This window comes from Microcoleus sp. D3_18_C2 (genome assembly GCF_036702395.1).
GTDB lineage: Bacteria > Cyanobacteriota > Cyanobacteriia > Cyanobacteriales > Microcoleaceae > Microcoleus.
In genome coordinates, this window is sequence record NZ_JAUBTG010000002.1 from 1 (window position 1) to 14,226 (window position 14,226).

The 14,226-nt window shown below is 46.4% G+C and carries 16 protein-coding genes and 1 pseudogene; 12 read left to right on the forward strand and 5 right to left on the reverse strand.

The window, feature by feature from the left end; translation table 11 throughout:
- Positions 1–384 precede the first annotated feature (384 nt).
- Both QUA88_RS01285 and QUA88_RS01290 read left to right on the forward strand, forming a co-directional pair.
- Positions 385–534: pseudogene (locus QUA88_RS01285) on the forward strand (chlorophyll a/b binding light-harvesting protein); the annotation flags it as partial.
- Between the two features lie 116 nt (positions 535–650).
- A complete protein-coding gene (locus QUA88_RS01290; RefSeq protein WP_333058220.1) occupies positions 651–1,166 on the forward strand; it encodes a transcriptional repressor in 516 nt (171 codons plus the stop codon).
- A gap of 149 nt (positions 1,167–1,315) precedes the next feature.
- On the opposite strand, the gene QUA88_RS01295 is transcribed toward QUA88_RS01290, so the two are convergent.
- Together QUA88_RS01295 and QUA88_RS01300 are read right to left on the reverse strand one after the other, a co-directional pair.
- Entirely contained in the window at positions 1,316–2,170 is an 855-nt protein-coding gene (locus QUA88_RS01295; RefSeq protein WP_333058221.1) for an Npun_R2479 family HD domain-containing metalloprotein, read from the reverse strand.
- A gap of 219 nt (positions 2,171–2,389) precedes the next feature.
- Positions 2,390–2,593, reverse strand: a complete 204-nt coding sequence (locus QUA88_RS01300; RefSeq protein ID WP_333058222.1) for a hypothetical protein — start codon at positions 2,591–2,593, stop codon at positions 2,390–2,392.
- 78 nt (positions 2,594–2,671) lie between these two features.
- Here QUA88_RS01300 and QUA88_RS01305 point away from each other — a divergent pair, with 78 nt between their 5' ends.
- The 9 genes from QUA88_RS01305 (at position 2,672) to QUA88_RS01345 (ending at position 10,658) form a co-directional block, all read left to right on the forward strand.
- Positions 2,672–2,797, forward strand: a complete 126-nt coding sequence (locus tag QUA88_RS01305; RefSeq protein ID WP_333058223.1) for a hypothetical protein — start codon at positions 2,672–2,674, stop codon at positions 2,795–2,797.
- Positions 2,798–3,048: 251 nt separating this feature from the next.
- Positions 3,049–3,429, forward strand: coding sequence for a 30S ribosomal protein S12 (gene rpsL / locus QUA88_RS01310; protein ID WP_006632197.1), 381 nt, complete (start codon positions 3,049–3,051; stop codon positions 3,427–3,429).
- Between the two features lie 145 nt (positions 3,430–3,574).
- On the forward strand, positions 3,575–4,045 hold the full coding sequence (gene rpsG, locus QUA88_RS01315; protein ID WP_006632196.1) for a 30S ribosomal protein S7: 471 nt from the start codon (positions 3,575–3,577) through the stop codon (positions 4,043–4,045).
- Between the two features lie 348 nt (positions 4,046–4,393).
- The gene (gene fusA / locus QUA88_RS01320) at positions 4,394–6,466 is read left to right on the forward strand and encodes an elongation factor G (RefSeq protein WP_333058224.1); all 2,073 of its coding nucleotides are present in this window, start codon (positions 4,394–4,396) and stop codon (positions 6,464–6,466) included.
- Between the two features lie 101 nt (positions 6,467–6,567).
- Complete coding sequence (tuf, locus tag QUA88_RS01325; protein ID WP_190660866.1) at positions 6,568–7,797, forward strand: elongation factor Tu; 1,230 nt, start codon at positions 6,568–6,570, stop codon at positions 7,795–7,797.
- 210 nt (positions 7,798–8,007) lie between these two features.
- Positions 8,008–8,325: a 30S ribosomal protein S10 gene (rpsJ, locus tag QUA88_RS01330; RefSeq protein ID WP_006632193.1), complete on the forward strand. Its 318-nt coding sequence runs from the start codon at positions 8,008–8,010 to the stop codon at positions 8,323–8,325.
- A gap of 1 nt (position 8,326) precedes the next feature.
- Positions 8,327–8,530, forward strand: a complete 204-nt coding sequence (locus QUA88_RS01335; protein ID WP_333058225.1) for a hypothetical protein — start codon at positions 8,327–8,329, stop codon at positions 8,528–8,530.
- A gap of 334 nt (positions 8,531–8,864) precedes the next feature.
- The gene (locus QUA88_RS01340) at positions 8,865–9,506 is read left to right on the forward strand and encodes an LON peptidase substrate-binding domain-containing protein (RefSeq protein WP_015174045.1); all 642 of its coding nucleotides are present in this window, start codon (positions 8,865–8,867) and stop codon (positions 9,504–9,506) included.
- Between the two features lie 213 nt (positions 9,507–9,719).
- Positions 9,720–10,658 (forward strand): PspA/IM30 family protein, encoded by a 939-nt coding sequence (locus QUA88_RS01345; RefSeq protein WP_333058226.1) that lies wholly within the window; start codon positions 9,720–9,722, stop codon positions 10,656–10,658.
- Positions 10,659–10,691: 33 nt separating this feature from the next.
- Here the strand turns inward: QUA88_RS01345 and QUA88_RS01350 are convergent, their stop codons facing one another.
- Together QUA88_RS01350 and pheA are read right to left on the reverse strand one after the other, a co-directional pair.
- On the reverse strand, positions 10,692–11,333 hold the full coding sequence (locus QUA88_RS01350; protein ID WP_333058227.1) for a pentapeptide repeat-containing protein: 642 nt from the start codon (positions 11,331–11,333) through the stop codon (positions 10,692–10,694).
- A 34-nt stretch (positions 11,334–11,367) separates the two neighbouring features.
- Positions 11,368–12,315, reverse strand: coding sequence for a prephenate dehydratase (gene pheA / locus QUA88_RS01355; RefSeq protein WP_333058228.1), 948 nt, complete (start codon positions 12,313–12,315; stop codon positions 11,368–11,370).
- A gap of 208 nt (positions 12,316–12,523) precedes the next feature.
- On the opposite strand from pheA, the gene QUA88_RS01360 reads away from it, so the two are divergent.
- A complete protein-coding gene (locus QUA88_RS01360; RefSeq protein WP_333058229.1) occupies positions 12,524–13,102 on the forward strand; it encodes a DUF1997 domain-containing protein in 579 nt (192 codons plus the stop codon).
- A 141-nt stretch (positions 13,103–13,243) separates the two neighbouring features.
- Here QUA88_RS01360 and QUA88_RS01365 read toward each other — a convergent pair whose 3' ends face one another.
- Positions 13,244–13,696: an FHA domain-containing protein gene (locus QUA88_RS01365; protein ID WP_333058231.1), complete on the reverse strand. Its 453-nt coding sequence runs from the start codon at positions 13,694–13,696 to the stop codon at positions 13,244–13,246.
- Between the last annotated feature and the right edge of the window lie 530 nt (positions 13,697–14,226).

The window sequence follows — 14,226 nt, forward strand, 5'->3', positions numbered from 1 at the left end:
AAGCTTGCACACGCGGAGCGTTCAAACCAGTCAAAGTCTTTCTCTGTAAAGGTTTTAGGCTTTTTCGGCAAGCCCTACTTAAACAATACTCTAGCCATAATACTCCTTAATAATATTATTTATCAATAAATTTAGAGGTATTCCTTTAGCTGTTATTTTTGCTAACGAGAGGCCAAACTCCGCTCAAGCGCCAAAAACAGTCATAATCGTGATAAAACGATGTTTTTTCCTACTGATTTACATACCAGAACTCAAATCAGTGAAAATTTTTCTCAAATACCCCTTGACTAAAATACTAAAATTGTTGATTATCTATATCAATAACCTGCGATCGCTTAAAACCCCCCTGGCATCTTTCTCAAGAGGTAAATCGCCGTGACCAGCATGGCAAAATCCTTCCCAGCCGAAGGAAAATCATTTCCCTGGTGGGTCGGCAACGCCGGCTTAATCAACCTTTCGGGCCGTTTGCTCCGTATCCACGTCGCCCACGCCGGCCTCATCGTCTTCTGGGCGGGAGTCTATACCCTATTGGAGTCTAAATTTACATGGATTCTCACGGAAAATATACTTTAGGAGCATCTAAAAAATAGCACGAATAAATAACAGATAATCCATGACAATCCTCGTTCAACTTTTTTATTTTTTCCGACATGAATTTATACAGTGCTAACTCACTCAAAGTCGAACTCAACCAAAGAGGCTGCCGCCTGACTCCCCAGCGAGAAACTATTTTGAGTGTTTTTCAAAATCTGCCACAAGGCAATCATTTAAGTGCGGAAGAATTATACAAGACTTTGCAGAATAAAGGAGAACGAATAGGCTTGTCTACTGTCTACCGAACGCTGCATTTATTAGCAAGAATAGGAATTTTGCGTGAACTAGAATTAGCAGAAGGACACAAACATTACGAACTGAATTTTCCCGAATTGCACCACCACCACCATCTGGTTTGCATTCAGTGTCACAAAACCTTTGAATTTAGCGATGAATCTATTTTAAAAATTGGCAAAAAGCAAGTTGAAAAAGCTGGGGTAGAACTGCTTGACTGTCAGTTAACTGTGCGAGCTGTTTGTTTGGAAGCGCTACGGGAGGGATGGCCTTCTTTGGTACCCAGCAATTGGTTGTGTCCCAGATATCATTCGGAAATGAAGGAGGAAATTAGTTGAGTTGAATCAAATAAACTTCGGCACTTGGTAATTGGTGGTAATTGGTGATTTGTGCTTTTTTATTCGTTATGAGCTGTTAGTTATTAGCACCTAAAAATAACCAATGACAACTGACAACTGACGGCTGACTGCTGAATTCACTTTTGCAATTAAGCAACCTCAGAAGAATCGCAACGTTGGTGTTCCATCCGAAATATGTTAGCGTACAAACTAGCAACAATCTGTTTGCCTTCCTGCGTCAACTGCAAGTAACCGAGAGATTCACTGATGTGAGGATAAATACCGCTCCAGTAAAACTTAGAGTAGCTTTGCAGCAAGTCGCCCGGATGTCGATAGCCCAAAACTTTAGTAGCACCGCTTTCTTCTAACTCGTAAAACAGCGCGCCAATTTTCTGCAAATATTGCGGGTTGCTGAGCTGACCTATCAAGTCAGCACCGCGCACTAAACTAGAGTAATTAACTGCATCCTCGTCTGTGTTACCGTCAAGCACCGAGAAACGAGTCTGTTCTATGTTCTGCTTAATTATCTCAGCATTAATTAGCTTGTGGTTGCCGAAGCGCTCGTCAATGAACAATTTAGCTCTGTCAACTCGGTAAGGAGCTAGGCTGGCCGCCGTTGCACCGGGAGCAAGTGCAATTCTCATGCCATCTTTTCCTGTAGCATATAATCCTTCTGATTCTTGGTCTTGCCGGCAAACTCCTTTGACATATCCGATGTCTTGGCACAGCAAAGAAATGATGAAGTGCAGCCAATCTTCGCAGGAAACTCCGCCCTTGCGAATGTGTTTTCCCCGCAAGATTTCTTGACCGACTAAGCTAATGCAAATGGCGTGTTCTACATTGTGATAAAGAGCGTCGCTGTTGGCGATGTTTTCTAACGCCATTGCCCCCACCCAGGCAATAATGTCAGCATAGTCTGATTTGTAGCCTCCGTAAGTGCGGCTGTAACCGTTCTGAAGTTGTTCGATGAAAGCCTCGATCAGAAGTTCTGTAGAATTAAACATACCCTATCCTTTTACCTTAATATTGCCTTTCCACAGGGGTGCATCTATTTGGGAGTCCTCTAAATTTTATGGATGAGATTTTAGCTCACAACTCCTGCACCCCGTGTGTGTTGTGATCTGTGGATGGCAAGTGGGTAGCAATCTCAAAACTCATTGACGCAGCTACGCCCGGGGACTTACGAAGCAATCTCGCGCCCTGACTCAAAACTCCGAAGCAACTCAGTCCATCACTGACACCCATCCCCGCCGTACTGCATACAGCAGCCTGCTAACAATTTTTCGATCCTCTGAACTTTTTAAACTGTGAGAATTAATTGCGTATTGAATTTGCTGGAACACAGTGCGATCGATCTTACCGGATTTCCAAATGTTCAAGTAAAGTTCGGAAATTGTATATTCAGGAATATAAGCTTTGGTTGTCATCTGCTGTCAACTCAATGTATATTTCTTATTGTCCGGTAATTTTAGATAACTTTATGTGATGTAGATCGGCTATAGACTGTGATGCGATCCCAGGCTGGAGTTAATGCGCCTCTCCTCACAATGGTAATTCGATCGCAAAAGCGCGATATTGCGATCGTCATAAATTTTGCTGACGGCTGTGACAATCATCATAGTTGCGCCTAAATTATAGGATGTCACATACCATTCTCCCGTTGCGCTCGCCCCCTCCCAACTTGCAGCAAGGAAGGAAGTTTGAGCGCGGGTCGCGCAAATTTCTTGCCAAAGAAACACGCGTCGTGTACAATACAGAGTCTGGTATCCTCACTTACCCATAATTATTTTCATTCATCCCGTCCCCCCAGAGGGGAAGGGACTTTCAGTGCGGATACAGCCAAATCACTATATTCAGCAAAAAGCTAGAAATGCCGTAACTCATGCCCACTATTCAGCAACTCATCCGTTCAGCACGGGAACAAACGCAGAAAAAAACCAAATCGCCAGCTCTCAAGAGTTGCCCGCAGCGCCGCGGAGTTTGCACCAGAGTGTACACGACCACCCCGAAAAAACCCAACTCGGCGCTGCGGAAGGTGGCTCGGGTACGGCTGACCTCTGGTTTTGAAGTCACCGCCTACATCCCAGGGATCGGTCACAACTTGCAAGAACACTCGGTAGTAATGATCCGGGGCGGTCGGGTAAAAGATTTGCCCGGAGTTAGATACCACATCATTCGGGGTACATTAGACACCGCTGGGGTGAAAGACCGCAAGCAGGGTCGTTCCAAATACGGGGCCAAGCGTCCTAAAGAGAAAAAATAACACGGAACTCGCCCGATCGTCGGGGTTGGGAAGCAAAAATAAATCCGATCGCGCCGCTCAATTGCACGCTCGATCGTCATAAATCGAAATGTGATCCCAAAACCCCAAACTCAATCATTCAAAATCAAAAATCCCAAATAGAACTATGTCTCGCCGCACAGTTATTCAAAAACGTCCAGTTCCACCAGATCCAACCTACAACAGCCGGTTGGTAAGCATGATGGTGAGACGGATCATGCAGCACGGCAAAAAATCCGTTGCCTCCAGCATCGTCTACGACGCCCTCAAAACCATCCAAGAACGCACAGGGGCTGAACCGTTAGACTTGTTTGAAAAAGCAGTCAAAAACGCGACACCCCTGGTCGAAGTCAAAGCCCGCCGGGTAGGTGGCGCCACCTACCAAGTGCCAATGGAAGTGCGTTCCGATCGCGGTACAACCCTCGCCCTCCGCTGGCTGATCAGATTTGCCCGCGCCCGCACCGGCCGCTCGATGGCCGCCAAGCTAGCCAACGAACTGATGGATGCAGCTAACGAAACAGGGAGTGCTATTCGCAAGCGCGAAGAAACTCACAGGATGGCTGAAGCTAACAAGGCTTTTGCTCACTACCGCTACTAACTGCAACAACTGGCATGGAGAAGAGCGCGATCGTGCGGTATAAAAGCATCGGGTGAGAAATTGGAAAGTGTAATAAGTTTTGAGTGTTGAGATTGCTTCTCTTGGCGCAGTTGCGATTGGTGAAGCAAACTCAAAACTCTCAAAATCAAAATTCATGCACTCAAAATTCATGCACTCTCTGAATCCTCCATGTCGCATCCTTAATATTTTTGTAAACAAATCTTGCAAAAAATATTAAAATGTAACAATAAGCTCCAGAGACTTTTGTAAGTCACTGGGGAGTGCAAAATAGGGTTACTGTGTAGTATAATAGTATTATAACAGCAACACAAGATTAAGGAGGTAGCTGTGGCACGTACCGTCCCGCTAGAAAAAACTCGCAACATCGGCATCGCAGCCCACATAGACGCGGGCAAAACAACAACAACTGAAAGAATTCTGTTCTATTCAGGCATGGTTCACAAAATGGGTGAAGTGCACGAGGGAACAGCAGTCACTGACTGGATGGAGCAAGAGCGGGAGCGGGGAATTACGATTACTGCCGCTGCTATCACCACCAGTTGGAAAGATTACAAAATCAACATCATCGACACTCCCGGACACGTAGACTTCACGATCGAAGTCGAACGCTCGATGCGAGTGCTCGACGGAGTGATCGCAGTGTTCTGCTCGGTAGGGGGAGTGCAGCCGCAATCCGAAACAGTTTGGCGACAGGCTGATCGGTACAAAGTACCGAGGATCGTGTTCGTCAATAAAATGGATCGGATGGGGGCAAACTTCTACAAAGTCTACGGCCAAATTCGCGATCGCATGAGAGCGAACGCCGTACCCATCCAAATCCCGATCGGCAGTGAAGAAAACTTCCGGGGAATTGTAGACTTAGTGCACATGAAAGCCTATATCTACAACAACGACACGGGAACCGACATCGAGGAAGTAGAAATCCCCGATGAAGTAAAGGATCTAGCCGTAGAATACCGCACCAAGCTGATCGAGTCGGTAGCAGAAACCAACGACGCCCTCACGGAGAAATACCTCGAAGGCGAAGAGTTAACGGAAGACGAAATCCGCTTGGCCCTGCGTCATGGCACTGTCGAAGGTACGATCGTCCCCATGTTGTGCGGTTCGGCCTTCAAAAACAAAGGCGTTCAGTTGTTGTTGGATGCAGTCATCGACTATCTGCCGTCGCCCTTGGAAGTCCCTCCAATTCAAGGACTCCTACCCAACGGCGACACAGCAGAGCGGTTTGCCGACGACAACGCCCCGCTGTCAGCTCTGGCATTCAAAATCATGGCTGACCCCTACGGCCGCCTGACCTTTGTTCGCGTCTACTCCGGTATCCTCAAAAAAGGAACCTATGTCCTGAACTCCACCAAAGACAAAAAAGAGCGGGTTTCTCGCCTAATTGTACTCAAAGCGGACGATCGGATAGAAGTTGAGGAACTGCGCGCCGGAGACTTGGGAGCAGCCTTGGGTTTGAAAGACACCTTCACAGGCGACACCCTCTGCGAAGAAGGAGCGCCAGTGATTCTGGAATCTCTGTTTATACCAGAGCCAGTTATCTCGGTGGCTGTCGAACCCAAAACCAAACAAGACATGGAGAAGCTCTCCAAAGCCCTCCAGTCGCTCTCGGAAGAAGACCCCACCTTCCGAGTCAACGTTGACCCAGAAACCAACCAGACAGTCATCGCCGGCATGGGCGAACTGCACCTGGAAATCCTGGTAGACAGGATGCTGCGGGAATTCAAAGTAGAAGCGAACGTGGGTCAGCCACAAGTAGCCTACCGTGAAACCATTCGCAAATCCGTCCGCGCCGAAGGTAAATTTATCCGCCAAAGCGGCGGTAAAGGTCAGTACGGTCACGTCGTGATCGAACTAGAACCCACCGAAGTCGGAAGCGGCTTTGAATTTGTCTCCAAAATTGTTGGTGGCACTGTACCCAAAGAGTACATCGGCCCAGCAGAACAAGGGATGAAAGAAGCGTGCGAATCAGGTATTGTAGCAGGATATCCCGTGATTGACCTCAAAGCTACTATGGTAGACGGGTCTTTCCACGATGTAGACTCCTCAGAAATGGCATTTAAGATCGCCGGTTCAATGGCGATCAAAGAAGCCGTGATGAAGGCGTCTCCAGTGCTGCTAGAGCCTATGATGAAAGTAGAGGTGGAAGTTCCCGAAGATTACATCGGGAACGTCATCGGAGACCTCAACTCGCGTCGGGGTCAGATCGAAGGTCAAGAGACGGATCAGGGGATAGCCAAAGTTTCTGTAAAAGTTCCACTAGCAGAAATGTTTGGTTACGCCACCGACATCCGCTCGAAAACCCAAGGTCGAGGCATCTTCACAATGGAATTCAGCCATTACGAAGAAGTGCCGCGAAACGTGGCTGAAGCCATTATCGCTAAGAACAAAGGGAACTAATGATTTTGGATTTTAGATTTTGGATTTTGGATTGAATCCAAAGTCTAGAATCTAAAATCTCAAGTCTAAAATCGCTAAAAGAAACAAGGAACAGATCAAGAATGGCACGCGCAAAATTTGAACGGAATAAGCCCCACGTAAACATCGGCACGATCGGTCACGTTGACCACGGCAAAACAACTTTGACCGCCGCGATTACGATGACTCTCTCTGCACTAGGTCAAGCAAAGGCTAAGAACTACGCCGACATCGACGCTGCGCCTGAAGAAAAAGCACGGGGTATTACGATTAATACTGCTCACGTGGAATACGAAACCACAGGTCGGCACTATGCCCACGTAGATTGTCCCGGACACGCTGACTATGTGAAAAACATGATCACCGGTGCAGCTCAAATGGACGGCGGCATCCTAGTAGTGTCAGCAGCAGACGGCCCCATGCCTCAAACTCGCGAACACATCCTGCTAGCTAAGCAAGTTGGCGTTCCCAGCTTGGTTGTCTTCTTGAACAAAGAAGACATGGTGGATGATGCTGAACTGTTGGAATTGGTAGAACTGGAAGTTCGCGAACTTTTGAGCTCTTACGATTTTCCGGGCGATGACATCCCCATCGTCACAGGTTCGGGATTGAAAGCTCTCGAAGCGATGCTTGCTAATCCCAAGACTGTCAAGGGCGAAAATGAGTGGGTTGACAAAATCTACAAGCTGATGGAAGAAGTAGATGCTTACATCCCCACCCCAGAACGCGAAGTTGACAAGCCTTTCTTGATGGCAGTTGAAGACGTATTCTCGATTACTGGTCGGGGTACTGTCGCCACAGGCCGGATCGAACGTGGAACTATCAAAGTCGGCGAAACAGTCGAATTGGTGGGTCTTAAGGACACTCGCAGCACTACAGTGACTGGTGTAGAAATGTTCACCAAGTCTCTGGAAGAAGGTTTGGCCGGCGACAACGTTGGTCTACTGCTACGGGGGATTTTAAAGGCGGATATTGAGCGCGGAATGGTGATTGCCAAGCCGAAAAGCATCATGCCTCACACTCAGTTTGAATCTGAAGTGTACATCCTGAAGAAGGAAGAAGGCGGCCGGCACACGCCCTTTTTCTCTGGCTATCGCCCTCAATTCTACGTCCGTACCACTGACGTGACCGGCACGATCGCACAATTCACCGCTGATGACGGTAGTGAAGCAGAAATGGTGATGCCAGGTGACCGGATCAAAATGACTGTTGAGTTGATTCACCCGATCGCGATCGAACAAGGAATGCGCTTCGCTATCCGCGAAGGCGGCCGCACCGTCGGCGCCGGCGTTGTTTCCAAAATCCTCAAGTAGGACTCGCATAACAGCTTAAATAGCAGAAAAGCCGCCAAATGTCAATAGGCTTTTCTGCTATTTAGTGAGTAGTGAGTAGTTATAGGTTAGTGGCCAGTTGTTAGTAGTTATGGGTTAAATGTTCAATAACAGATAACAAATAACAAATGACTGATGACTAATGACTAATGACTAAAAATAAACTGAACCTCGAAAATTCAAGAAACAAAAATGGCAACAATTCAACAACAAAAAATTCGCATCCGCCTCAAAGCTTTCGATCGCCGAATTCTAGACGCATCCTGCGAAAAGATTGTAGATACAGCAAATCGGACAGCAGCCACAGCGATCGGCCCGATTCCCCTACCGACAAAACGACGGATTTACTGCTTGCTGCGATCGCCCCACGTAGACAAAGATTCTCGCGAACACTTTGAAACCCGCACGCACCGCCGGATTATCGACATTCACCAGCCATCGGCAAAAACAATTGACGCTTTGATGAAACTGGATTTGCCCGCCGGCGTAGATATCGAAGTCAAGCTGTAGATTGACTTATCGAAAACTTGAAAAGAAGGAACAAAGATTAAATAAATTGTTCCTTCTTTTTGTTGAAATTTCCCTAGTCATTAGTTATAGCAGAAGGAAGAAGGAAGAAGGAAGAAGGAAGAAGAAAGAAGGAAGAAGGAAGAAGGAAGAAGGAAGAAGGAAGAAGGAAGAAAATCAATCGTTTCAGCCATTAACAACGTCCTAACCGTCTTGGCAGTGGCTATATGAGTTATTAGTTATTAATCAGCAATAATTTTGGCTCCGGCACTAACTTAAATAATTATTCTTAATTAAGGGGGTATCACTACAAAAACCCTCCTTTAGCAGTCGCTATCATCGCCTTCCGCAGCACTGAGTTTAGCAAAAAGGTATATTTAACATTTTGACGAAATAACGCCTTTGTCAAGCTGCCAGCACCGGAGATAGCGAGCAGTCGATCCCGTTGCCAGCGCAAAAGCCCGATCGCTCCTGCCCCGGAATTGCCTTTAATCAGTTAAAGTAAGAAAAATAAGCGCAAGTACCGTCACTTTTGAGCGACAATGGCATCCTCTTCCTCTGTAGCAGTTCGCGAACTCCCCTTATTTCCGTTGCCGGAAGTGGTTCTATTTCCAGGTAGGCCACTCCCACTGCAAATCTTCGAGTTTCGCTATCGAATCATGATGAATACGATTCTGGAGGGCGATCGGCGTTTCGGTGTGCTCATGTGGGACCCCAACCAAAACAAAGTCTCTGCAGTTGGCTGTTGCGCCGAAGTGATTCACTGTCAGCGCCTGCCCGACGATCGCATGAAAATTATGACTCTCGGCCAGCAGCGGTTCCGAGTCCTCGACGCCGTTCGGGAAAAACCCTATTTAGTCGGTCTAGTAGAATGGATCGAAGACGCACCCCCGCAACAAGACCTCAGACCTTTGGGAAAAGATGTCGAACAACTGCTGAGAGATGTAGTTCGCCTCTCCAGCAAATTGATGGATCAGCCGATCGACCTGCCCGAAGACATTCCCAGTTTGCCTACAGAATTGTCCTACTGGGTAGCCAGCTACCTTTACGGTGCAGCGACAGAACAGCAAACTCTTTTAGAATTGCAAGATACTGCTGCGAGATTGGAACGCGAAACCGAAATTTTGACTTCTACTCGCAATCACTTGGCAGCGAGGACTGTACTTAAAGATACCCTCAAGTAGCCAATTTGCCTAGGAAAAAGCACGATCGGTTTGACCTGCATTGAAGAAATAATTACACAAAAATCATTCGATTTTCGATTTTCGATTTTCGATGGGGAATGAGTTATTGAACTAAGGGTTTGGAGATTGCCTACAGTTCCATTCTTTTTTGGAACAGGTATCTGTTTAATTCTTAACTTCAAACAGGTTCGGATAGGTTCCTTATAGCAGTAAATGCTTGTGTTAGAAAATCACGACCAACCGAAACCATACGATGCAGTTAGAGGCGGTCAACTACCACCTCCTGTGGGCGGTGTAGTGCTCGGCGGACTAGCAGGAGTTAAACATCGGCTGTCTAGTTCTGTCAAAGAACATCGAATCGCCGCCCTGAGAGAGACATTGAATTACGGCGATGCCGGCTTAAAAATAGTCATCAAGATTTGTCAAAGCGAAACAGGGCGAGTGCAGCGGGCGGCCTGCGATTTGCTTCGACAAAGGCTGAATTCGATCGCCCGCGAAAAATTACAGGCCTTTGTAGCTTCAAGTTCAGATGCAGAAGCTGAGGTAGACAGCACCGAAAAAATATTAAAGCACTCATCCGGTGCAGTCTCCGAAAAAAATTACGATCGGCAAATGTCCGAAGCACAGTTAATATTTGAGACAATTACGCAGCAAATGCAACCAAATTTGTTGCTATTAGAAGCACTGGTAGCCTCTGTTGAACGGGAAGAATTTACCACCGAACTGATGAATCTTTGGGAACTATTAATCTTAGAAATTCAGGAACCTCTCAAAGAACTGCGTCAGGCTGTTGGCAGTGCGATTTCCGCCCAACTGCGGATTCAGTGGCTGTACAATCAAGCTGAATCTCAAGCCCACCAGTGGCAGCAGCGAGCTTTGCTAGCTCTTCAGACACAGGATAAGAATTCAATCCGCCTCGCCGTGGTTCGCCAGCAGGTTCAAGTTGATCGGGCAGCAGAACTAAAAATTGACTTAGACTACCAAACTGTGCGAGTAGAAACTCTCAATCGCAACTTGCTGGCTTTGGAAAGTAAGATTGCTCAAGCTAATTCCAAGAAAGAGATCCTCAAGATGCAGCTTCATTTTGCTAAGGTACAGCAGCAAATAGACTTCACTTTCAGCCAAGTCAATAGTATATTTTTTAGTCCTTAATTGTCGGATTATTCTGTTATATATTCCGTGAGTTCAAACTTGTCTGACGCAAAAATGTATTGCCCCACTTAAATTTGCCTCATCTAGCTTAGCTCCCTCCAGATTAGCACCGCATAAAAATGCCCCGCTCAAATTAGCACCGCTCAAATCAGCACCGCTCAAATCAGCGCCCTCAAGGTTACTTTCACACAAAAAAGCGTTTCTCAAGTTTGCTCTTCTGAGACTCACTCCCCGCAGTTTAGCGTCGCTGAGATTGGCTTTTTCAAGGTTTGTCTTGTCCAAACAAGCATCTAGGAGGTTCGCCTCCATCAAGTTGGCGTTTTCCAAGTTTGCTCCGCTCAAATTAACACCAATCATTTTGGTGTCGCTCAAGTTGGCGTTTTCCAAGTTTGCTTCAATCAGGTCAGCTCCTGTTAATCTTGCGAAAGTTAGATCGGCTCCGCTTAGGTTAGCCCCATTTAGGCTGGTCATCACTAGGCAAGCATTCTTTAGCTTGGCAGCTATTAAGTTTGCCCCCCTTAAGTTCGCCAAAGCAAAATTGATTTCCTTCAGATTTGCACAGGCTAGATTAATATGAATTAGGAAAGCTTCTCGCAAAAAAGCCTCTTTCAAGTTGGTTTCATGAAAATTTCTTTCTCCGGCTGCGTATCGCTTGAGAAGTTCATCAGCATTCATCTCGCCAGCCTCCTAAGTTTTACTTAAAAATAAATTATACTACTGACAGTACATTGTAGCAACCAAATATTTTTAAAGTTTCGGTGTGATTTTTTAATTCTTCGAGTGCCGATCGAACAAATGCTTCGCAGGCGTTAGCCTCAACGTCCATAAAGAAAATATATTCTCCGAGCGATCGTTTAGTCGGTCTAGATTCAATCCGACTTAAATTAATACCGCGACTGGCAAATACTTGCAAAGGTTTTACCAGTGCTCCCGGCATATTGGCAGGTACGCTGAAAGCTAGTGAGGTATGGGTGCAATTAGACGATGAAGCATCGAGGATCAACTTAGAAGCAGATTGTGTAATGGATTTAAGGGATGAGTGATCCCCTGGTTCTACGTTGGCGATTTCTCCACCACTCCTACTGAGTACCCAAAATCGAGTGTAATTATCGGGATAATCATTAATGGGGTGAGCTAACACTGGCAAATGGTAAAGTTCAGCAGCTCTTGGCGAAGATATCGCTGCTACATTTGTATCTTCCAGATATTGCAATGCTTCCGTGGTTGAATTCGCCGGAATTAATTGGGCTGAGGGAATAAACTGCCCCAACCATACCTGACACTGAGCTAGCGCTTGCGGGTGAGAGTAAACTTTTTTAATCTCGTTAAAATTTTTAGCATTAGACACTAGGGCGTGGGAAATTGGCAAAACTAAGGCGTGTTGAATGCGGAGTTGATCGAGTCGCCACAGTGTATCTAAGGTGACAGTCACGCTGCCTTCGATCGAATTTTCGACGGGCACAACTGAATAATCAACCTGCCCTACGGCAGATGCCTCTAGCGCTTGAGAAATGGTGGAATAAGGACACAGGGTGCATTCCAAGTTAGTTTCCAGGCTCAACCAATTGACATAAGCTAGAGCCGCTGTTTCTGCATTTGTACCAACAGGGCCGAGATGTGCGATCCTCTTCGAGGGCTTCGCTAACGAAATTTTCATTTACAGGCAATTTTAGGTTACAAATGTTTGCTTTACTCTCATCAGCTAGGAAGTATGATGAAAAATTAGCGATGTCCCGAAAGCTTTTATCAGTGATTTCTCGGATGACATTGCTGGGTACACGACTTAGGACGCGACTTATGTCACCCAAAAAAAGGTGATAGTTTATTAAGATATGCTTAGGAATCCTATATTTTGATATTTTCTCATGTATACCCGCTTTAATTCTTCCCAATCCGTTGAGCTCGCCGTACCAGAGGAACGGGTTCCCATTCAACATTATCTGCGTCAGCCGAGGCGACTGGTGAACGCCCTTGTCGATCAAAGTCGCACACAACAGCTAAGCGAGGACTGTTTCCGCTTAAAAATGCGACCGTTACAATTTATGATGCTGAGCATTCAACCCACAGTAGACATGAGGGTGTGGGCCCAGTCGGATGGCACAATCAATTTGGAGTCCGTCGCCTGCGAAATTCGTGGCGTGGGTTATATAAACGATCGCTTTGCTCTCAATCTCAAAGGAAAGCTTTGTGTACACCAAAGCAGCGGGGTAGCATACTTGAGGGGAAAAGCGGATTTGGAAGTGCAAGTAGAATTACCGCCGCCGTTTTGGCTGACGCCCAAACCCATTTTAGAAGCAACGGGGAATGCTTTGCTCAAGAGCGTACTGCTGAGCGTCAAACAGCGGTTGATGCACCAGTTGCTCTTAGATTACCGCCGCTGGGCAAGCAGCGAAAGTGAACTAAGATCGATCGAGATCCCCCCTATCTTATCTTTAGAAGGCTGAAATCCTACTAAAGAAGCTGTTAATTAATGTATAGGGATATTTAGGCACAAATCAGGCAACTTACCACAGTATTACTTAGACGCTCGATTTGGACATCGGGATATTTGTCGGAACGAGCCAGCAGGGATAGATAGCTGCCGCTCAGTCAAGATCGATTTGAGTGATCCCTCCAAGTTCATCGTCTTCGATGATTCCCACGCCCCCCGGCAAAGGAGTTGACTTGTCTTTTGAAACTTCGTCCTTTTGGCGAAATTCGCGCTGCGGTGGCTTGATTATTTTGCCCGGTTGATTCATTGCGCCCACCCGAATCCTGATTTTTGGCCCAGAATTGCCCAAGCGAATTGTCATCCCGTCCACAACGGACACCTGAGCGATCGGTCTATCATCTACATAAGTGCCGTTAGCACCAAAATTAATAATTTCCCAGCCATTAGCGTGATTCCACAGTTCTACGTGGTGGCGGGAAACTACAGCGCTGTAAATAATTACATCATTGTCGTTCGATCGACCGATCCGAACCACCGGTTCTGATTCAAAACACCAACTTTGAACTGGGACAGACTGGATAGGATGTAAAAGAGTTAAGGTAATCACTGATGTTTTGACACTCCACCGCCAGACAGCAACGGGGATACTTCCAGAGAGATTTTTTGGGAGAAAACTGCAAAAAATTTGCTTTTTAAAGGCGTCGTCAGTGGACCACTATTCCCCCTATCTGCCCTAAAAGTCGAACTTTTGGCTGCTTGAGGTATTTGAAGCAACTTTTGAGGGTTAGCTTTTGGCGCAGGGGCAAATTTTTGCGGTACTCGGTAACAACCAAACACGATGTGATAAATCGGGTGAACTTCCCAGTAATGGACAGCGGTTTTAACCGCTTGATTAATTTGGTCTGTGAGGGAGCGATTCTGCCGATGGGTGAGTCGCTCAATTCTATCGGCTAAATAATCCTTTTGCCGCTGATGAACCAGAGAATTTAACTCAGACCCGCGCTGGTTGCACCGCTGATTCGAGTTCTCGGTCGGGCGAGAGTCACTGCTCAACGACTTGCTGTTTATAAAGAAAGAAGTTAACCAATTATTAATCCTGGGGTGTCTAGATAAAATACTTGTGGATTGTATCTGAGA